This is a genomic window from Algoriphagus sp. (genome assembly GCF_039969895.1).
Classification (GTDB): Bacteria; Bacteroidota; Bacteroidia; order Cytophagales; family Cyclobacteriaceae; genus Algoriphagus.
Window position 1 is genome coordinate 84,605 of the sequence record NZ_JBDVMZ010000017.1, and the last position, 22,092, is coordinate 106,696.

Here is a 22,092-nt window from a genome sequence, read left to right on the forward strand (position 1 = left end):
GTGTAAGCGGATCACAGTTCTATCTTTGTAACCACATTTACTCTTAAACACACACCATCATGACTACATTAGCTTTCTTTCAAAATATGGGCGGTGGTTCGATCGTATTGATCGTACTCGTTGTTCTTCTATTGTTTGGTGCTAAGAGAATCCCTGAATTGGCTCGTGGCCTAGGACGTGGCATCAGAGAATTCAAAGATGCGACAAAGGACATTCAGAACGACCTAGAAGAAGGACTCAAAGACGACAAGAAAAAGTAATCTCTTAAGCCAATAAAATTGGAAAAGTTCATCTCATTCGACGAAAACAAAAGATCGCTCGAAAAGAAGGAAACAGACTGTCGCTCGATAGTCCATTATTATCTTAACAACATTCAGACGAAGGCGCACCTCAACGCCTTCGTCGAAGTTTATGAGCAATCCGCCTTAGAGCAAGCTGACCTAATTGATCAGAAACTTGCCAAAGGAAATGCTGGTAAACTTGCCGGAATGGTCATAGGCATCAAAGATGTCCTTTGCTATGCCGGTCATGAGGCCAATGCCTCCTCCAAAATTCTAGCTGGCTTCCAGTCCCAATTTACTACTACCGCCATCCAACGCTTGCTGGACGAGGATGCGATCATCATCGGCAGACTCAATTGTGATGAATTCGGGATGGGTAGTTCGAATGAGAATTCTGTCCATGGAAATGTACTTAATGCTGCAGACGAATCACGTGTTCCTGGTGGATCATCAGGAGGATCAGCTGTGGCCGTTCAAGCAAATCTATGCACCGTTTCTTTAGGAACTGACACTGGAGGATCTGTCAGACAGCCTGCCGCCTTCACGGGAGTGATTGGCATGAAACCTACTTATTCTCGCGTCTCACGATGGGGTTTGATTGCTTATGCCTCTTCTTTTGATTGTATAGGAGTGTTTTCTCATACGGTCAAAGACAATGCGCTTGTCATGGAAATCATGGCAGGTCATGATGAATATGACAGTACCTCTTCGAGGAAATCAGTTCTACCCTACAGCCAACTCTTGCATTTTGACAAAAAAGCAAAAGTAGCGTACCTGAAAGAGACCTTAGAATCCTCTGCTCTTCAGTCTGAGATCAAATCCAATACACTAGGCGTTTTAGAAAAACTAAAAGCTGAGGGCCACAGCGTAGAAGAAGTGAATTTCCCGCTTCTTGACTATATTCTGCCTACCTATTATATTTTAACTACAGCAGAATCAAGTTCCAACTTGTCCCGCTTTGATGGAGTAAAGTATGGCTACCGAACCCCAAATGCGCACAACCTAGAAAGCATGTACAAGCTGACCAGAAGTGAAGGGTTTGGAGATGAAGTGAAACGTAGAATCATGTTGGGCACTTTTGTACTAAGCGCGAGCTATCACGACGCTTATTTCACCAAAGCTCAGAAGGTCAGAAGATTAATTAAAGATTTCACAGAGAATCTTTTAAATGATTTTGACTATATTATCATGCCGACTACGCCATCGACAGCGTTTAAGTTTGGTGAGCATAGCGGTGATCCTGTCGCCATGTACCTAGAAGATCTGTTCACAGTACAGGCCTCCGTATCAGGAGTTCCGGCTATTTCTCTTCCAAATGGCCAAGATGAACAGGGTATGCCAATAGGCTTGCAAGTGATTTGCAATTCATTTAAAGAGGCAGAACTTTACGCGTTTAGTAATTATTTGACTGAATTAACCTACTAAAACCCAATATCCTTATGAAAAACCATTGGTACAGAATCATCACACTTGCGCTTATCACAGGTCTGATTCCCCTGTCCCACGCTTTTTCTCAGGATAGTGATGAGCTAGTCGCTGCCGCTTCTTTAGTTGATGAAGAGGTCTTACCCAACTACCACTACGAATACATCCCTGATTTTACTTACGATCAGATAGATCGACGCATAAAAGCCATGGATCATGAGATGGCCTTTGAGTTGAATGATAGAATTTTTTCTTTTATCCAATATTTTACGGTTAGAAATAGAGACTATACTAAAATGGTCTTGGCTAGAAAAGAGCTTTTCTTCCCAATGTTTGATGAGACTATGGCGAAGCATGAAATGCCGCTAGAAATCAAATACTTATCGATCATTGAGTCTGGGCTAGATCCGCAGATTCGCTCCAGAGTAGGTGCCATGGGCTTATGGCAATTCATGCCTGCCACGGGTGGAATGTACGGAATGAAGATCAATAGTGACGTGGATGACAGGATGGACCCAGAACTTTCTACAGATGCTGCTGCCAAATATCTAAAGTCCCTTTACCGAATGTTTGGAGACTGGGAGGTGGCTATGGCAGCCTACAATTGCGGGCCAGGAAATGTGAGAAAAGCAATCCGAAGATCTGGTGGAAAAAAAACGTTCTGGGGGATTTACAATTACTTACCTAAAGAAACCAGGAGCTACGTGCCTCAAGTGCAAGCTATGCTATATATACTCAACCACCTTGATGAGCATAACTTTCACCCCGAAGATCCTACTTACGTAGTAGAATATGAAAAAATACGGTTTGATCGTGCATTGAGTTTAGACAAATTAGCAGAGCTCACCAACCTTTGCGTTGCCGACTTAAAAACTTTGAACCCTGCTATCAAAGACAAATCACTTCCTGAAAGCAATAAAAGCATGGCTCTTCGAATCCCGAAGTCAAAAATGTCCTACATTCAGCAAAATTTGGCCTGGCTCAGCGATTCACTCAACAACGCTCCGTTAATGCTTCACGCTTCTAGCATAGAGGTGCAGTCCGTGGAGAAATTGGCTCAGGACATCAAGCAAAATAGTACAACCTACAAAGTAAGATCGGGAGATGTTTTGGGATCTATCGCCCAACGCCACGGAGTCACTGTCACACAGATCAAGTCTTGGAATAATCTTTCTTCTAATCTAATCCGTGTTGGTCAAACCTTGAAAATCAACTCAGGTATAGCAGGAAATATTGCCTCTACCAAAACAAACTCTTCTGGTCAAACCACCTACACCGTTCAGCCTGGCGATTCACTATGGATTATTTCCAGAAAACATGAAGGATTGACAGTAGAGCAAATCAAGCGATTGAACAATCTTAATTCTAACAATATTAAGCCAGGTCAAAAACTAATAATTGGCTAATCTGAGCCAGTTTACCCTCCTAGTTTGTTAATTTTTTTTAAGGAATGGCAATATTTTATCCCAAATAAGGATATGTGTTGTTATGTCATTAATTTGACCTAATCCAAGAACCAAACAACCAAAAATGAAAACCCTTTCATCTATTCTCCTAGCCCTGTTGATGGGTTGCTTCCTGGCATCCTGCGATTCAGATGGAACTTCCGCTGATAGCTCCAAACCAAAAGCGAGAGGCTCAATCGGAGAAATCATCTTAGTCATTGACTCCGTCAAATGGGCTGGTCCTGTTGGAGATCAGCTCAAGGAAATTTTCGAATCCGATATTCCAGGCTTAGTGCGCTCCGAAGCCAAATTCAAAGTGAACACGGTGGATCCAAGGGAAATGACACGCGTACTTAAAATGTCAACCAACCTGATCTATGTCACTACTTTTGATGACAAAGGCTCTGCAAGCCAAGTAATTAACGCACAATTCTCCAAGGAATCCAAGGAGAAAGCGATGAACGATCCGAGTATTTATTCCTTGAGGATCGAAGATGAATATGCTATAGGTCAGGAAGTGTTGTATTTGTTTGGAAATACAGAAGAACAGCTGGTCGAAAACTTAAAGAAAAATGGTGACAGGCTTCAGAATTTGTTTGAAGTGAGAGAAAGAGGAAGATTAGAAAAAATCCTCCTGGCGAGAAAAAACTCCGCTGCAACTGTAGCTTCCCGAGAAAATCTTGAAATAGAAATCAACGTACCTGCTTCCTATCAAATCGCAAAATCCGAAGATGATTTTCTATGGGTAAGACAAATCACTCCAAGCGCAAATAGAGCCGATATCAGTTTATTTTTCTACGAAACTGACTACACCTCTGAAGAGCAAACCTTCCCAGCAAACATCCTAGCACTCAGGGACTCTATCACCAAGCAGCACATTTTTGGTGACCCAGAAGACCCTACTTCCTATGTGGTAGCGGAAAAACAAATCCCGCCAGCATTCAGAAACATGACGATTAATGGTAATTTTACCACCGAAATGAGAGGTTCCTGGAAAACCAACAACGTCAGCATGGGTGGTTCATACCTAGGCTATTTGATGGTAGATCAGAAAAAAGGTAAACTTTACTACATTGAAGGGTTTGTATTTTATCCAAATGAAGTACACAGAGATGCCCTCCGGGAAATTGAGACCATACTACTCAATACCAATGTAAGTTGGAAGGATGATCAGGGGACCTAAAACCCAAATAATACTAGCTTTTTATGGCAATTAAAATCCGAAAGGAAGACGCACTAAACTATCATGCGCAAGGCTCACCCGGCAAAATTGAAGTAATCCCATCTAAGCCGCTTTCCAGTCAAATGGATCTTGCTCTCGCCTACTCACCTGGAGTAGCAGAACCATGCAAGGAGATAGCTGCCGATGTAGAAAACGTGTATAAATACACTGCTAAGGGCAACTTGATAGGTGTAATCTCAAACGGCACCGCTGTACTGGGGCTGGGCGATATAGGACCGGAAGCTTCGAAACCAGTCATGGAAGGCAAGGGCGTTCTTTTCAAGAAATTTGCCGGAATTGATGTATTCGATATTGAGATCAATGAAAAAGATCCCAAAAAACTCATCCAAATCATCAAATCTCTAGAGCCAACATTTGGCGGGATCAATCTGGAAGACATCAAGGCGCCAGAGTGTTTTGAGATAGAAACTACGCTGAAAGCCGAAATGAAAATCCCAGTCATGCATGATGATCAGCATGGAACTGCGATTATTTCAGGTGCAGCTTTACTTAATGCGCTTGAAATCTTAGGAAAAGATATTTCCCAGATTAAACTGGTGGTGAACGGTGCTGGAGCAGCAGCAATATCCTGTACTCGATTCTATATTTCTCTGGGAATAAAAAGAGAAAATATAGTCTTGGTTGATATTGTTGGAGTCCTACGGTCAGACAGAACCGATCTGGATGATATCAGAAGAGAGTTCTGTACCGACAGAGATATTTATACCCTCACAGACGCGATGCAAGACGCAGATGTCTTCCTCGGGCTATCGGCAGGAAATATCGTAAGTCAAGATCAGCTGAGACTGATGGCGCCTAATCCGATCGTTTTTGCATTGGCAAATCCTGACCCTGAGATCACCTATGACCTAGCGGTAGCCGCCCGTGAAGATATCATCATGGCGACGGGTAGATCAGATCATCCTAACCAAGTGAATAATGTCCTTGGATTCCCTTACATATTCAGAGGAGCATTGGATGTCAGAGCCACCGCTATCAACGAAGAAATGAAGCTAGCCGCTGCTCATGCAATAGCCAAGCTAGCCAAAGAACCTGTTCCCGACATTGTAAACAAAGCTTACGGCGAAGACAAGTTAGGTTTTGGCCGATTGTATTTGATCCCAAAACCACTTGATCCACGATTGATCACCACCATCGCACCGGCTGTAGCCAAAGCTGCAATGGATTCAGGTATTGCAAAATACCCCATCAAAGATTGGGATGCTTACGAGTTAGAACTACAGGAAAGAATAGGAATTGATCAGCGCCTGATGTCTGTGGTAATCGCCAGAGCTAAGAAAGACCCTAAGCGTGTGGTTTTTGCGGAAGCTGACAATAGAAAAATTCTTAAAGCCGCCCAGATTATTCGGGATGAGAAGATCGGTGAGCCTATTCTACTAGGTAATCGAGAGAAAATTCTTTCTCTAATTGCCGACAACTCCTTGGACTTGACTAACGTCACGATCATTGATCCTCTGGAACAAAAAGACATGCTGGTCAAATTCTCAAACATGCTCTTCCAGAAGAGACATCGAAAGGGAATGACAGAAGCAGATGCCTCTAGATTAGTTTCCCAAAGAAATTATTTTGGTGCGATGATGGTAGAATCTGGTTTAGCAGATGCTTTTATTTCAGGTTTGACCCGAGATTATCCAAAAACGATTTTGCCTTCACTCCAAACCATCGGGGTCAAACCAGGGGTAAATCGAGTGGCAGGGATGTATATTATGAATACCCCGAAAGGCCCATTCTTCTTTGCAGATGCCACGGTAAACCTGAATCCAACTGCTGAGGAATTGGTAGAAATCATAGGATTAACCGCAGATGCAGTGAAGTTCTTCAATGTGGAGCCAAGAATAGCCGTTCTTTCCTACTCCAATTTTGGCTCTGCCAAAGGTGACATTCCTGGAAAAATGGCTAAAGCTGCAGCTCTGGCACAGAAGAAATATCCTGATCTGGTGATTGAAGGTGAAATGCAAGCCAACGTAGCAATCAACGAGGATATTCAACGAGAAATGTACCCGTTCTCCAAACTCATTAATAAGAGAGCCAACACCTTGATTTTCCCTGATCTTAGCTCTGGCAATATTGCTTATAAACTATTAGCAGAACTTGGGAATTCCGAAGCGATTGGCCCTATCCTACTTGGCATGAACAAGCCAGTTCATATCCTCCAACTGGGAAGTTCTATTCGAGAAATTGTCAACATGGTAGCCGTAGCAGTAGTAGATGCACAATCAGCCAACACCTTATGATTGACTACCTAAGCGGCAGGCTAGTTTTCAAAGACCCTACCTATGTGATCATAGATGTAAATGGGATAGGATATCATGTGAAGATTTCGCTACAAACCTACACTGAGATAAAAGATGAGGAGCAGATTAAGCTCCTCACCTTTCTGCATATCAAAGAAGATGCGCATACACTTTTTGGGTTTAAACAAGCTGACGAAAAGCGCCTTTTTTTATTATTAATTTCCATTAATGGAGTAGGTCCGAGTACAGGTCTTATGATTCTTTCCTCACTCAGCTCAGCGGAAATTGAGCACGCAATCTTAGCGGGAGATGTAGCTACCATACAGCACGTCAAAGGGATAGGAGCAAAAACAGCTCAGAGAATTATTTTGGAGCTGAAAGACAAAGTTGGCAAAGGGGGAAGTGATGTCTCCGCCACGCCACTTGGATTCTTAAATTCAAGTAATAAAATCCGCGAAGAAGCGTTACAAGCACTAATAACGCTTGGTTTTCCTAAATCTGCCGCTGAAAAAAATATAGCTACAGTCCTCAAAAAAACCACAGGAGAAATTTCATTAGAAGATTTAATTAAAGCATCTTTAAAGACATCATAATAGCACGTTGTATTGAACTTTTGGAGTGTACTAACTTTTTGCGGGAGGAGGTTCCTCGGTAGTTGGCCTAAATTATTCATCCTTTTCGGTCTCCTACTGGCCTATTCCACTTCTGAGGCTCAACAAACCAATCCTGACACTATCCCGTCTCGGATTGATTCTTTGAATCTAAGGAGACTAACCCCCTCGTATTTGCTTTGGCAAAATATGAGGACTAACCCTCTATATCCTACTCGCAATCCCTTTTTACAGTCCCAGATCCCATTTCTACAGGCAAATCCCATCACTCAAAACGTAGAAGTTAAGATAGATTCTACGCTACGATATAACGTGGTGGATCAGATTGACACCGTCCGGGTGGGCAATGAACAAGAATACGATTTCGAGCAGTTTTCAAAAATCCAAGAATATAAAGTTCGACAGGACTATTGGCGGAGCAGAGCTAGAGGCGGGGACGGAGAAAGTGCTGTAGAAGGGAGAGGGCTAATTCCTCCATTGACAGTGAGCCCCTCTTTGGACAGACTTTTTGGCGGAAGTGAATTTAATATCGTCCCATCCGGCTATGTGAACCTAGATTTCGGGGCTATTTTTCGTAGAATAGACAATCCGACTTTACCCATTCGCCAGCAACAGAACGGCGGATTTAATTTTGATCAACAAATCCAAATGGCTGTAAATGGCTCCTTAGGCCAGAAAATGAAAATTGCAGCCAATTTTGATTCCAATAATTCCTTCGATTTTCAGAACCAAATGAAGCTGGAATACGACGGTTTTGAGGAAGACATCATTCAATCTATAGAGATAGGAAATGTGAGTATGCCTGTTCAAAACCGGTTGATACAAGGAGCTCAGAATCTTTTTGGTGTGAAAACACAGCTTCAATTTGCCAAGTTAAGTGTCACCGCCGTCGCATCTACCCAGCGCGGGAGACGTGACAATTTGACGATAGATGCGAATGGTCAAGGGCGTTCATTTGACATACAAGCCTCCAAATATGATGACAATCGGCACTTTTTCATCGGGCATTTCTTCCGAGACAATTATGAAAGATGGCTTAGAGGTCTTCCTCAGGTTCTATCTGGGGTGAATGTCACTCGAATTGAAGTCTATATTATGAACCGAGCGTCAAATACAGAAACCCTTCGGAATTTTTCTGCTTTCATGGACTTGGGCGAAGGAAGAGTGATTTATAACCCCACTAACCCAAACATTGGACCAGGAAATCCCTCAGCTCCAGCGACCAATAGTGCAAACAAGCTTTTCGCAAGTATAACTGCAAATCCATCCTTCCGTCCTTTTGACACCGGTGCAAATGCGATAGAAGCTACCCTTGGTCTGAAAAAAGGGGTAGATTTCGAACAGATCAATGGAGCCAGAAAACTGGATCCCACCGAATATTTTTTCAATCCACAGCTTGGATATTTATCTCTTTTCAGACGTGTCCAGAATGACGAGGTAATCGCCGTTTCCTATGAATATACTTACAATGGGCAGGTTTATAAAGTAGGTGAACTCACAGAGGACTATCAAAGCAGACAGGAAGACGAGATGATTTTCCTTAAGCTCCTTCGCCCGGCCCGCATCAATACCCGTGTTCCTACTTGGGACTTGATGATGAAAAATATTTACAGTCTGAATGCCAACCAAATCACGCGAGACGGCTTCCAGCTTCAGGTAATCTATAGAGATGATCGCACCGGACTGGACAACCCCTCTTTGCTCGAAGGGGCAGAGGTAAAGGATAAACCTTTGATTCGGCTCACGGGGCTGGACAACCTGAATCCTCAGAACGATCCAGCACCAGATGGGAATTTTGACTATGTGGAAGGATTAACTATTCTTTCAGATCGGGGGCTGTTGGTATTCCCTGTGCTAGAACCTTTTGGAGCAACGCTAGAAAAAAACTTCCTACCCAGCGAGGTGGTACTCAAGAACAAATACGTGTACGATACGCTTTACGCCACTACCCAAGCAGATGCTGAACTCGTCACCCGATTGAACAAATACTTCATCAAAGGTAGATTGACAGCAGGATCAGCCAGTGAGATCCAGCTCCCAGGATTGAATATTTCCCCTGGTTCTGTGATCGTGACAGCCGGAAATATCCCATTGACTGAAGGGGTGGATTTTACGATAGATTATAATGTGGGCCGACTGGTCATCATCAATGATGCGATTCTTCAGTCCGGTAAGCAAATCAATGTTAGCTTCGAAAAAGCAGATTTGGTATCATTCCAAACTCGGAGTTTGCTGGGAACCAGATTAGATTACCTTTTCAGTGATAAGTTCAATTTAGGGGGAACTTTCTTGTTTTTGAACGAACGACCTAATGTCACCAGGATAGCGACTGGCAGTGAGACCTTAAGAAATAGCATGTGGGGACTTGACGGTAACTTCAGTGATGAGTCTCGATGGCTTACCAAATTAGCTGATGCCCTGCCATTTACAAGTACTAAAGAGACCTCACTGGTCAATTTCAGTGGGGAATTTGCGCATTTAATCCCAGGTACTTCTAACAAAGTAAATGGAGAGCAAGCCTCCTACATAGATGACTTTGAGGCGGCCATCACCCCCTATAACCTGGGGGGAGCAGCCAATCAAAATTGGAAATTGGCCGCAACTCCTCAGACTTTTGATGACAGATTTGACCTGAGTAATCAAACTGAGGACAATCTAGGTGCTGCTTACCGACGAGGTAGAATAGCGTGGTACAATATTGATAATATTTTCTATAGAGAAACTGGGCCAGGTGTGCCCTCAAATATCTCAAGAGAAGATCGACAAAATCATTACGTAAGACGGGTTCTTCCTCAGGAGATTTTTCCACAGCAAGATCGCGATGTGATCGTCACGCCAGAGCCACTTTTTGAATTGGCATTCTTCCCAAGTGAGCGAGGTATGTATAATTACAACACTAACCTTACCTCAGAAGGATTTCTGCCTAACCCCAAATTGAGTTATGGCGGAGTGACAAGAGCTATAACTACTGAAGTCGATTTTGATCGAACCAATATAGATTACATAGAATTCTGGCTTTTAGATCCTTTTATTGAAGGGGAAAATGGTCGGGTAATAGATGGGGTTTTCAATCAAAACAACACAACTGGTGGTAAATTGACCATCAATCTGGGAGATATCTCGGAGGACTTGATGAAAGATGGCAGACATTCTTTTGAAAATGGCCTACCTGCGGATGGTGATCCCACCGAAACCAGCCAAAATGAATGGGGAAGAATCACCAGAGAGCAGTTCCTGTTGCCAGCTTTTGACAATTCTGAAACCTCTAGACAAAATCAAGATGTGGGGCTGGATGGACTCAAAAATGAAGACGAAGCGGCGTTTTTCAATGACAGATTCCTCAATCGGTTAAATGTAAATGCAGCAGCTAGAAGTCAGATTCTCGAAGATGTATCCTCAGATTTATTTAAGTATTACCTGGGCGATGAGTACGACGCTAATGATGCTAAAATTCTAGAACGATATAAGAAATTCAACGGCATGGAGGGCAACACTCCAGTCACTATAAACGAAAACTTAGACTTTACACCCTCTGGCTCCAACACCCCAGACAATGAGGACTTAAATACGGATAACACCATCAATGGACTGGAAAATTACTATTCCTATGAGATGGACCTCAAACCTGGAAATCTAGTAATTGGACAGAACTACATCGTCGATAAAACTACTGCCAACGTCAATGGTGAAAATGTTGATTGGTATTTATTCAGAGTTCCGGTCCGTCAGCCAGATCGTGTAGAAGGTGATATTTCAGGATTCAAATCTATTCGATGGATCAGGACCTATTTATCAGGTTTTGAACAACCTGTAGTCCTCCGTATGGCAAACTTCCGAATGGTAGGTAGCCAATGGAGAGTCTTCCAGGAGTCACTTTTCGAGCGTGGTCTTTTTGAAATCCCTGAGCCTAATAATTCCAACGTAACGGTGGATGTGGTGAGCATCGAAGAAAACAGCCAAGGAAGCGCTACAGAGAGCCCGTATGTACTGCCTCCGGGAATCTTCAGAGATCGGGACAATACCTCAACGGTAGAGCGACGATTGAATGAGCAATCACTCCGCGTATGTGTAGAAGATCTAGCAGCTAAAGATGCCAGAGCAGTGTTCAAAAATGTAACCTTGGACTTAGTGCAATTCGAGCGCATCAAAATGTTTATTCATGCTGATAGCGAAGATGCGCTGGATGGGGAGCTGACGGCATTTTTAAGGTTAGGTACCGACTATACGGACAATTATTACGAGATAGAAGTACCATTGATCATCACGCCTAAAGGGACAAGAGACCCTGAGCTAATCTGGCCAGCAGAAAACGAAATTGACATAGCGATTCAAGATATCGTGGGAGTAAAAGTAGCCCGTGACAATCAAAAAGTACCACTCAACATTCCCTTCTCTCAGGATGTGGGTAGATATAAAGTAACAGTGGTGGGCCGACCAGAATTGAGCCAATCCCAATCCTCGATGATAGGTGTGAGAAACCCAGGAACCAATGGGGGCGGAAGCAGAAGTCTCTGTATATGGGTGAATGAGCTTCGAGTGACTGGCTTTACTAAATCAAACGGATGGGCTGCCAATGCATTGATGAACGTGAAAATCGCGGACCTCGGTGTAGTATCTGGATCGATTAGACATAGCTCAATTGGTTTTGGAGGACTGGAAACGAGACTTTCCCAGCGTGCAAGACAAGCTACTACGCAGTATGATATATCTACCAATTTAAATATTGACAAATTACTTCCACAAGCATTAGGGGTGAGTATCCCTATGTATTTTTCTATAGAAAATAGCTCTACCAAACCCGAGTACGATCCTTTGAATCCAGATGTGCCGTTTGAAGTAGCTTTGCAAAAATTCGACACCGAAGACCAAAAAGATGCATACCGAAAAATAGCTCTTGATCAGGTAAATAGGAAAAACATCAGTTTTAACAATGTTCGCAAGCTGAAGACAAACCCAGACAGTCCAAGCAAATTCTACGACATCAGCAACTTATCCTTCTCTTATGCTTTTGGGGTAATGAACCAAACCAACGCGCAAATCCAAGACTATAGTTACAAGACGAACCGGGCCAACGTCACGTACAGTTACCAGCCAAAACCGCTTAACCTGGAACCATTCAAAAATGCTGGCTTTTTGGATTCACCACATCTGAAATTAATCAAGGATTTTAACCTGAACCTATCCCCTACCCTTATTTTGGCTAGGTTAGATATTGACAGAAAATACCTAAGATCTCAATACAGAAATGATCAGTTGAGCACGGCGGGAGTTGATCCTCTTTTCCAAAAAAGCTTCTTTATGAATCGCTTTTACTCGTTAAACTGGGATCTGACGAGAAACCTCCGGGTAGATTACACAGGAAGCGTCATGGCGATAGTGGATGAGCCTCAGGGGGATTTGGATACTGAGCAAAAATCCGATTCCGTGAAGTACAATGCGTGGAGGTTTGGCCGAAGAACAAATTACAACCACAGCATCAACCTCAATTATACTTTGCCACTGGACAAATCCCCGATCACGGACTGGATCAGAGCTGACTACAAATACATCACTACCTACACCTGGCTGACTGGTGCTATAGGACAAAAAGACACCTTAGGAAACTCTATCCAAAATACTCGGGACCAATCACTCAATGGCAAGCTTGACCTAGTCAAACTTTACAATAAAAATAAAAAACTAGCTGCGCTAAATGCTCCTAAGCGGCCTACCATACCCGGAAGGCCTGGACTCCAGGCCGAAGACACGATAGGAACTCCATTCAGCAATAAACTGCTAAAGGCCCTCATGATGATCAAAGAAATCACCTTCAATTATGGCAAAATAGAAGGGACATTTCTGCCAGGCTATATGCCAAATACAGGCCTTCTAGGAATGGATAGAGCGTTTGAAAATCCAGGGCTAGCGTTCCTATTTGGTAGTCAAGATGCAGCTATCAGAAATGAATTTGCCCAACAAGGCATTATGGCTCCGAGCAGTGAACTTACCCAGACCTTCAGGCAAAATAGAGCAGTAAACATGCGCTTTGGAAGCTTAATAGAACCATTTCAAGACTTTAGAATCACGCTGAATGCTACCAAGCGTGAGATTGGGAATTATGAAGAAATCTTCCGGAATTCCATGGACAATCCGGGTGACTATGAATCCATCAGTCCAAATAGACTAGGTGCCTATAGCATCACTACCATCATGATAGGCACTACATTTAACAAAGATGGTTTTGACAATGTATCTGCACTTTTCACCGACTTTGAGAATAATCGAGCCATTATCAAGAGTAGGCTAGATTCACAAAACGCCGGAGGGGAATACGGCATCAATGGTCAAGATGTGCTTATCCCTTCCTTCTTGGCCGCTTACCGCGGAAAAGATGCTGCAACTTTCAACATGAACCCATTTCCAAAGACTCCACTACCCAACTGGAGGTTAGACTATCGTGGTCTTTCTAGAATCAAAGGGCTAAGTGAGATCTTCAGTAGCATTAATATCACGCATATGTACACTTCTACCTATGATGCAAGTAACTTTTCCAATTCCCTCCAATATCAGCAGGGGCTAGAGTTGTACAATACCCTGCAAGAAATACCAAAGCCTACTCAAGTCAATGAAGAAGGTCAATATATCCCCATCTATGTGCTGAACGATGTAGTCCTTACCGAACGCTTTGGTCCATTGATAGGAATCGACATGCTAACTAAGGAAAGACTGAACATAGCCGTCACGTATAATAAGGAAAGAAATCTGGGCTTGAACTTCTCAAACTCCCAAGTGACAGAATCTAAGAGCAACGATGTAGTGATGTCATTAGGCTACACCAAAGCCGGAGTTAAAATCCCATTCAAATTCCAAGGAAGACAGTCTGTTCTAAAAAATGACCTCCAGTTCCAATTGAATTCAAGTATAAAAAGTACGAAGCAAATCCAGCGAAAGATAGAAGAGGGAAGTACAGTCACAAGTGGTAATCTGAACATATCGATAAGACCTACTATATCTTATCTGATCAATCAAAACCTAAATCTTACCCTGTATTTTGACAAAACAATAAATGACCCGATGGTAACTACCGCCTATAAGCGAACATCCACAGCTTTTGGTGGTCAATTACGATTTAATTTAGGTCAATAGATTTTATCCTTACTTGATTCCTATTAATTTTGAAACCGATATAACTAATAAAAAACATGGATTTCCCTCAAGAACTAAAGTACACCAAAGACCACGAATGGGTTAAAATTGATGGTGATGTGGCCACTATTGGAATCACTGAATTCGCAGCTGGCGAACTAGGTGATATCGTTTATGTAGAAGTAGAAACAACAGGAGAAACCCTGGACGCAAACGAAGTATTTGGATCAGTAGAGGCGGTTAAGACTGTTTCTGACCTTTTCATGCCACTAACAGGAGAAATCTTAGAAGTAAACCCTGACTTGGAAGATTCGCCAGAGCTGGTAAATGAATCACCCTATGAGAAGGGCTGGATGATCAAAGTAAAAATCACAGGTGATCTACCATCAGATTTGCTTTCAGCAGCAGCTTATGCTGAACTAGTAGGCGAATAAGCAAGGATTTTGAGATTAATATTGGCAATAATATGCCTCTTGATCATAGCTGCCGCGATGCTCACACCAGGAAATAATTTTCCAGATGCATCTTTTAACTACCAAGACAAGCTCATACACTTCTTGAGTTTTGGAACGCTTAGTTTCTTATGGTGCGGAGTAGGTGTAAAACGAGCAAACGTTTCGGGCATCCAAGGCAGAGTTCTTAGCAACTATTTGATTTTTGGGGTAGCCGCAGGTGTAGTTTTAGAAGGTGCACAACTGTATATTCCCTTCCGCTCTTTCGACTATATGGACATGATTGTCAACGAAATAGGCGGATTAACAGGATTATTAGCATATTTTAAGATTCCGACCAACCGTATTGGTTTGGATTAGTGCCTTTAAATTATTAGAATTGTTACTCTGAAAAAGTAGAAAAATTTAACCTTTATAACTAAACTTCATCATGGAAGCAAAAAAGACTCCCAGCGCTGATCTAACCAAGAAAACAGGAATGTTTATGAATCTTGGTTTGGCAATAGCTGTAGGTGCTACCCTTGCTGCCTTCGAGTGGAAGTCATTTGACGATGGTGCGTTGAAAGACCTTGGTCAAGTAACTGATAACTTCGAAGAGTTGCTAGATATTCCTATCACTGAGCAGCCACCTCCACCACCTCCACCTCCAATCGAGCAGCCTATTATTCAGGAGATTCCTGATGAAGTAGAGATCGAGGAAAAAATCGAAGTGAACTTCGATGTGGATGTGAAAGAAAAAACGGTTATCAAAGAAGTAGTAATCGCTGCAGCTCCAGTTGAAGAGAAAGTAGATGTGATCTTTGACGTGGTAGAAACTCAGCCGGAGCCTCCGGGGGGAATGTCAGCTTGGAACCAGTATCTTTCTAAAAATCTAAAGTACCCAACTCAAGCGAGAAGAATGGGTATCGAAGGATCAGTAATCGTGGTATTCGTAGTAAACACTGATGGTTCTATTCAAGACGTTGACGTGTTGAGAGGAATCGGCGGTGGATGCGATGAAGAAGCTGTAAAAGTGGTAAGTAACGCACCTAAATGGACTCCAGGTAAGCAGCGAGGACGTCCAGTACGTACTCGTATGAGATTACCAATTAGATTCAAATTGAGCTAATCCGATAGCAATACAAGAGACCCGAGCAATCGGGTCTTTTTTTTGCCTGATTTTTAACAACTTTTAGCTTAGTTAAATAGTGTTATAGGATTAGTACCAGCGAGTTATGTAGTGTAAATTTTTAGAGAAGTTTTTCTAACCTTAACCAATACACTCATGGAACACAAAAAACATCCAACGTCTGACCTGAGAAGATGGTCGGGCACTTTGTTTAATTTGGGGCTTGTCCTAAGTCTCACTACAGTTTTGGTGGCTTTCGAATGGAAAGCTTATGATCAAGTACTGATCAAAACGTTTGATGGAATGGAAGATGATTGGGATGAGCTGGATATTCCTGTGACCATACAATCTCCCCCTCCGCCACCACCGCCCGCTGCCATCGAAGTGATAATCAAGCCTGATGACATCACCATCGAGAAACTGACTGACATCACCCTAGATCTCAATACCACTGAGAATACGATCATCCCTGAAGTGTATATACCGGAAGCCCCGATAGTAGAAAAAATAGACAAAATCAATGACTTTGTGGATGTGCAGGCCATGTTTAAAGGAGGAATGGACGCTTGGTATGCCTACCTCAATAAAAATCTCAACTACCCATCTCAGGCAAAAAGAATGGGAATTGAGGGAATGGTGATCGTACGCTTTGTGGTCAATACTGACGGATCGATCCAAGACTTAGAGCTAGTCAGAACTATAGGCGGAGGCTGTGATGAAATCGCTAAAGAAGTCATAGAGAATTCTCCCAACTGGAACCCGGGAACAATCGGGGGACGACCTGTGAGATCTAGAATGACTATGCCGATTCGATTCCGACTGAACTAACCGATAAATTCTGCTATAAAAAATAAAGGGACTTCAAAAGCCCCTTTTTCTATAACACATTCAATGCTTGTTCCTTTATTTTCTCCAGCTCATCCTTCATCAGAATGACATGTTTTTGCATTTCAGCATCATTTGCTTTGGAGCCAATCGTATTAATTTCTCTTCCTATTTCTTGAGATATAAATCCAAGTTTTTTGCCTTGGCTAGTCTCCTCGTTCAAACACTTGGCAAAATACTTCAAGTGAGTTTCTAACCTTACAATCTCCTCCGTAATGTCGAGTTTCTCAAAATAGTAAATCAACTCCTGCTCAAAACGATTTGCATCAAATGAATTTTCATCTAGCCAGTCATTGAAGTGATTCCTGATCTTTTGCTTAATTCTTTCCTTTCGATTTCCCTCCTCTGCTTCAATTTTACTAAGGCCATTTGCAATGGTCTTGATATTTCCCTGAAGCTTTTCCTCCAGCGAATTTCCCTCATCTTGCCTGAAGGAATCACATTTGGTCAAGGCTAGGGTCAAGACTTTCTTAATTTCATCCCAATCAGCCTGGTCATCACGCTGCTCCCCTGTTACTTGTGTGATCACGCCTGGAGACTGCAATGCGAGCTTGAACAAGTCCTGAGCATCCCCTTGGACAGAGAAAGCAAGACTTTTATATTTTTGATAAAATAAATTGAAAAGATCCTCATTGATGCTCACGGGCATTTCAGCAGATCCTTTGGACTGGAACTCTATCGAAACACTCACTTTACCGCGATCTAAAATAGATTGAACCAAATTTCTAATCTCCAGCTCCTTGTCGTTAAACTGTCTGGGACTTCGTATGGAAAGATCCAAAAATTTTGAATTGAGCGTGCGGACTTCCACTTGGATAACCATTCGCTCATCTTCAAATCCGGCATTTCCGAAACCGGTCATTGATTTGATCATAATAAAGGTATTGTTAGAAATTGAAGCCCAAAGTTACATAGAACTTTAAGTCTTCTGCTTCATAATTTCGAATTGGTCTGGCCACATCAAATTTGACATAGTAATTAAGCAAAACAGTTCGTAGGCCAGCGCCATAACTTTGAAGCCAAGGGTTATTGAAATTATTCAGCGTGATCACAAAAGGAGATCCCTCTGTATTAATCACTTCAGTATTCTGATCATTGATTCGCTCCCACGGAGCAGAATCGTTCCAAGCAGAACCTATGTCATAAAAACCAATTAGCTGAAAATTCCGGATAAAATTAGATGTGATATTTCCTCTCGTCAAATAGGAGAAAATAGGAATTCTTAGCTCTGTGGTGAATGTAACCATATTTCTTCCTCTTATCTCATCGTAATCATACCCTCTCAAATCCACGAAATCAGCAAAAAGAATATTTGAATTTTCGACGCCAGTTGGGTTACGAATAGGAGATGCCTCAGGTCTATTGGATGGTGGTCTATAAAACTCATTGAACAACCAATTATCCATTCCACCAAGCATGTAGGTCTGTGGATTATTGCCCATAAAAGATCCGGCATATAATCTTGCAGCCAAAACTATATTCTTGTGGATCGGGAAATATTCTCTTAAGTCAAGATAAAAATTACTGAAAGAGCGCTCTTTATGGTTAAAGGATTGGTATTGCGTATAGCCGATTTTCGCTTTAAAACCTGTCTGCGAATAGAGCCCAAATGGCTGCGTACGATCGTAAACAAATTCAGCATTTCCACCAACATAGTTTACTGTAAATTCATTTTGATCCTCAACCTGTCCAAAAATAAGTGAGTCTGGGTTTAGATTGAAATATTGGGTTTTTGCTAAAAAGGGCGAAACAGAAATTTTTGAATGAGCATTAAACGGGTAAGAAAATCCTGCTTCAATTTTTGTCAACACATATTTCTGGAAGGTAATATCACTCTCGTCCACACGGACAGTTTTGCGATCAAACCTTCCTTTGAAATCTACTCTACTCTTTAAATACTCATATTCAAAGAAAATATCTCCCCCCGATCTAAAGTCAAGTGTAGTCATCACCCCTCCATGGAAAGAATGATTATCGAGCAAATCCGTCATTTTGCCAGTGAACCCTAGACCAAAGCCTCTCAATGGATCCACTACAAATCGTGTATTGATGGTATTAATAAAAAACTGCGGTTCCATCTCCCTCGGTCCTGTCACTCTTTTTTGAAGACTCTGCTTTCTAAAAGTCTCCAGTAAATTGGACTTGGATTCAGCAGATGATACTACTGCTGGTGCATTAAGATTGGCTGGTATGGTATCGAAGGTATAGTTATCTGTATTGATTCCATTTTTTGACTCAAAACTTAACCTTTTAAGATCGATGGATGAAGTGGTGTTTTTTGCAATAGTATCGAGATTCACCAGTGGCGTTTCCTGAGGAACTGATGCAATAGTCGTCTGTGATATGACTTCTTTAGCTGCCTTCTCTTCCAATAATCTTCTTGCTGCCATACGCTCATTCAAGCTCTTAGCTTGCTGAAGTTGTACCCTAGGCGTGCTCGGAGTAAATTGATCCGAATTAGAAAATCCCTCTACAATCAAAAAGCTCTCTCTCCCATCCCGAACTGAATAAGCTATTTTATTCATTCGACTATTCACATCAAAAGCCTCTATACTTTTATTGTAGGCAGAAATCTGATTAGAAACCTGATTGCCTATATTCATTCGCATCAGGTTATTGATGCCGCTGAGATCAGAGAGGTAAACGATCGTGTTGTTATTTACCTTTTTTGGCCTGATATTTTTGCTATTTGAATTGGTCAACTGCCTCGTGACTACCGTATCTGTCACTTCCACCATATATAGATTATAATAGTCAGGCAATGACGTCAATTCCAAATTCTTCCCCATGACCGAATCAGGCAAACTGGTAGCGTTCGAAGAATAGATAATCGTGGAATCATTTAAGAAAACAGGCGTCAATTCATCAAATGAATCGTTGGTCAATCGCCTCCCGGCACCTCTTGCATTGAGTGTATATATGTCTGATTTCCCATTGGAAATCGCAGAGAGAACCATATTCTTACCTGTGCTATTAAAATCAAGACTTAGAATCTGAGTGATATTTCTCAAGAAAATCTTATCCTGATTGGAACCATCCAAAGATCGGAGTCTAAGAGTAGTAAAACCTCTTTTAAATGATGCAATAGCAATATTGGCTGAATCCCTCCATGCAATAATGGGTGAGGTGAAGTTAGCTTCTTGATCTTGAAGCGAGGTTCCTCCGGCGAAAATCGTTTGCTCCCGGCCAGAACTCAATTCCCTCACCTGAACTTTGTATTTTCCTCCGTTATTGATCACATAGGCCAAATTCAACCCGTCCGGACTGAATTTGATGTCGTTGATCGCGCCAATAAATTTGGGAGAAGTCTCTGCTACAGCAGCCTCTCTGTTTGGCTCTCTGAATGTAGAAGAAACCTGCTTATTAATATCTAAATAATATTTTTTCCAATCTTCCGTGAAAGTCTTGAAGCTCAGCCCCACCGTATTGGCGATGCTATTTTCTTCGTTTCTGTTGATTCTAGAAAGATTCAGTACACTGGACACATACCTTCTGCCATATCGCTCGGCTATGTAATTCCACACCGATTGACCAACTAGAGCGGCTTCTTTTTCCTTAAGCTTTAGGATTTTAGGCGTTTCATCTTCTTCGAAATAATGGCGAATGTAATCGTCCATTTCTCGACTCCAGCCCTTGGCTAAATACAAAGCTATACCATCTACATACCATTCTGGAAAGCTGTTGGTAAGGTTGGATTGGAAGGCATCTGACACAGAAGATCCGTAAAGCATCTCTTCTATGATTACTTTCACCGTGCCATAGATGATATCTTCTTTGAACTGATCCACCTCGCCTTTGTAGGCGATTTCTGCCAATAACCTATTGAAATTAGTCTGTCCTTGCTCGTTATATTCTTCCTTATTAAGGTTTACATTGCTTTGCAAAAGCTCCTCAGGGGAATTATAAATGTAAATTTTAGGCTTGGTATAGGCAACATAGCCTATCATCTGCGTTATGCGATTAAACTCACTTTCTAGATAGTCAATCGCCATTTTAGCGTTAGCTCCGCCGCGATCATAGTAGTACACCTCAAAATTATTAGAGGAATAGTAATACCATTCAAACTGCTTATGCTGTATTCTATTTTTACCAAATCGCTCTTGGTCAAATTGGGCGACGGCAAAAAAGGAATTCAACCATAACCCAGCAAAAACTAAAATTCGGAAGAGGTGATATCGCATTCGATTTGCTGAAAGATGTTTTTAAATATAATTAAAATACCGAGCTATGTCCACTTCTGAATCGATGGCCTTATCATTTAAAAGATATTCTGCCATTTGTTCAGAAAAATAGGGAATCAGTGAAACACCTTTAGCCCCAAAACCATTGAATAGATAAACGCCAAGCTCGGCAGGATGTTTTCCCAAAAACGGTTTTCTATCTCGCGTAGCAGGTCTTATTCCTGTTCTATGACTGACCGTTTCCTGTACCGGCAACTTTACCAGTTCTGTCAATTTATCCAAAATTTCCTTTTTCGCGGCTTCCGTAGCCCCTACATCCAAATCATGCTTGGTGTAGGTAGAGCCCACTCGGTGAACACCTTCCCCCAGATGAACCCTAAACACTCCTCGATTCACCACATAATCTGGCGTGAAATCCTGCTTCACTTCTACTATTTCCCCCTTGACCGGTGCAAAGGGAAGATAATTGAAAAACCTGGAATTCATTGCCCCCAAGCCGTTACAATAAACTACTGACTTTGTTTTTATCTCTTTATAGTTCCAGAATTCATTTTCCCTCTTCAGTGAATCTTCATCAAAACGCTCTAGTAGCAACTCTTCCTTGAAATACGAAGCCATCGCATCTAGCAGATTATTGATATGAAGCCAACCGGAATTACGAAGCATCACTCCACCATACGGATCTTTTAAATGCTCAGATTGGCTGTCCGAAAAAATTTGCTCCAAATACGCTTCAAAACCAGGATCAGCACTGTTCCCCATCCATTCATTCTGTTCTTCGATAGTCAAAAAGGGTCTATAGATAGCTTTTTCTGTAAGAAATTTTCTATCCGTCAGCTTTTCCAGTTCTTTGTAGAATGGCTTGATTACTGGAAAAAGTGAATCAGCTTTCCACGTTTTCACCATTTTACGACCTGTCACCGGATTGAAAAGTCCCGCAGCCACCCTGCTGGAATTATTCGCTCCAGGCTGATCGATTATCTTTATTTTCTTGCCAGCTTGCTTCAGTCTATAGGCCAGCGCAGTACCGGCTAGTCCCTGTCCTATGAGCAAAAAATCAATTTCCATAGCCCAAAATAAAGGTTTAATTCCTTATTTTGTT

General features: G+C 42.0%; 14 protein-coding genes. 11 read left to right on the forward strand and 3 right to left on the reverse strand.

Features of this window, described 5'->3' with window-relative positions; genetic code table 11:
- Positions 1–59: 59 nt before the first annotated feature.
- The 11 genes from ABJH64_RS14110 to ABJH64_RS14160 all read left to right on the forward strand — a co-directional run bounded on the left by ABJH64_RS14110 (position 60) and on the right by ABJH64_RS14160 (position 16,752).
- Positions 60–260, forward strand: a complete 201-nt coding sequence (locus tag ABJH64_RS14110) for a twin-arginine translocase TatA/TatE family subunit (protein ID WP_008202345.1) — start codon at positions 60–62, stop codon at positions 258–260.
- A gap of 18 nt (positions 261–278) precedes the next feature.
- Positions 279–1,706 carry an Asp-tRNA(Asn)/Glu-tRNA(Gln) amidotransferase subunit GatA gene (gene gatA / locus ABJH64_RS14115; RefSeq protein ID WP_348299377.1) on the forward strand — a complete coding sequence of 476 codons (1,428 nt, stop codon included), beginning with the start codon at positions 279–281 and terminating at the stop codon, positions 1,704–1,706.
- Between the two features lie 14 nt (positions 1,707–1,720).
- Positions 1,721–3,112 carry a LysM peptidoglycan-binding domain-containing protein gene (locus ABJH64_RS14120; RefSeq protein WP_348275752.1) on the forward strand — a complete coding sequence of 464 codons (1,392 nt, stop codon included), beginning with the start codon at positions 1,721–1,723 and terminating at the stop codon, positions 3,110–3,112.
- 124 nt (positions 3,113–3,236) lie between these two features.
- Positions 3,237–4,334 carry a DUF4837 family protein gene (locus ABJH64_RS14125; protein ID WP_348275751.1) on the forward strand — a complete coding sequence of 366 codons (1,098 nt, stop codon included), beginning with the start codon at positions 3,237–3,239 and terminating at the stop codon, positions 4,332–4,334.
- A 23-nt stretch (positions 4,335–4,357) separates the two neighbouring features.
- Positions 4,358–6,628 (forward strand): NADP-dependent malic enzyme, encoded by a 2,271-nt coding sequence (locus tag ABJH64_RS14130; RefSeq protein WP_348275750.1) that lies wholly within the window; start codon positions 4,358–4,360, stop codon positions 6,626–6,628.
- A complete protein-coding gene (gene ruvA / locus ABJH64_RS14135; RefSeq protein WP_348275749.1) occupies positions 6,625–7,221 on the forward strand; it encodes a Holliday junction branch migration protein RuvA in 597 nt (198 codons plus the stop codon). The genes ABJH64_RS14130 and ruvA overlap by 4 nt, the downstream gene beginning before the upstream one ends.
- A 207-nt stretch (positions 7,222–7,428) precedes the next feature.
- The gene (gene sprA, locus ABJH64_RS14140; protein WP_348275748.1) at positions 7,429–14,364 is read left to right on the forward strand and encodes a cell surface protein SprA; all 6,936 of its coding nucleotides are present in this window, start codon (positions 7,429–7,431) and stop codon (positions 14,362–14,364) included.
- Between the two features lie 56 nt (positions 14,365–14,420).
- Positions 14,421–14,798 carry a glycine cleavage system protein GcvH gene (gene gcvH / locus ABJH64_RS14145; RefSeq protein WP_348275747.1) on the forward strand — a complete coding sequence of 126 codons (378 nt, stop codon included), beginning with the start codon at positions 14,421–14,423 and terminating at the stop codon, positions 14,796–14,798.
- Positions 14,799–14,837: 39 nt separating this feature from the next.
- Positions 14,838–15,176 carry a VanZ family protein gene (locus ABJH64_RS14150; protein WP_348299378.1) on the forward strand — a complete coding sequence of 113 codons (339 nt, stop codon included), beginning with the start codon at positions 14,838–14,840 and terminating at the stop codon, positions 15,174–15,176.
- A 70-nt stretch (positions 15,177–15,246) separates the two neighbouring features.
- A complete protein-coding gene (locus ABJH64_RS14155; protein ID WP_348275745.1) occupies positions 15,247–15,924 on the forward strand; it encodes an energy transducer TonB in 678 nt (225 codons plus the stop codon).
- A gap of 156 nt (positions 15,925–16,080) precedes the next feature.
- Positions 16,081–16,752 (forward strand): energy transducer TonB, encoded by a 672-nt coding sequence (locus ABJH64_RS14160; protein WP_348275744.1) that lies wholly within the window; start codon positions 16,081–16,083, stop codon positions 16,750–16,752.
- Positions 16,753–16,801: 49 nt separating this feature from the next.
- Here ABJH64_RS14160 and ABJH64_RS14165 read toward each other — a convergent pair whose 3' ends face one another.
- From ABJH64_RS14165 to ABJH64_RS14175, 3 genes are read right to left on the reverse strand one after another with little or no spacing between them, the layout of a single operon-like run.
- A complete protein-coding gene (locus ABJH64_RS14165; protein ID WP_348275743.1) occupies positions 16,802–17,683 on the reverse strand; it encodes a YicC/YloC family endoribonuclease in 882 nt (293 codons plus the stop codon).
- Positions 17,684–17,696: 13 nt separating this feature from the next.
- On the reverse strand, positions 17,697–20,990 hold the full coding sequence (locus ABJH64_RS14170) for a biopolymer transporter Tol (protein WP_348275742.1): 3,294 nt from the start codon (positions 20,988–20,990) through the stop codon (positions 17,697–17,699).
- A gap of 21 nt (positions 20,991–21,011) precedes the next feature.
- The gene (locus tag ABJH64_RS14175; protein WP_348275741.1) at positions 21,012–22,058 is read right to left on the reverse strand and encodes an FAD-binding oxidoreductase; all 1,047 of its coding nucleotides are present in this window, start codon (positions 22,056–22,058) and stop codon (positions 21,012–21,014) included.
- Positions 22,059–22,092: the final 34 nt, after the last annotated feature.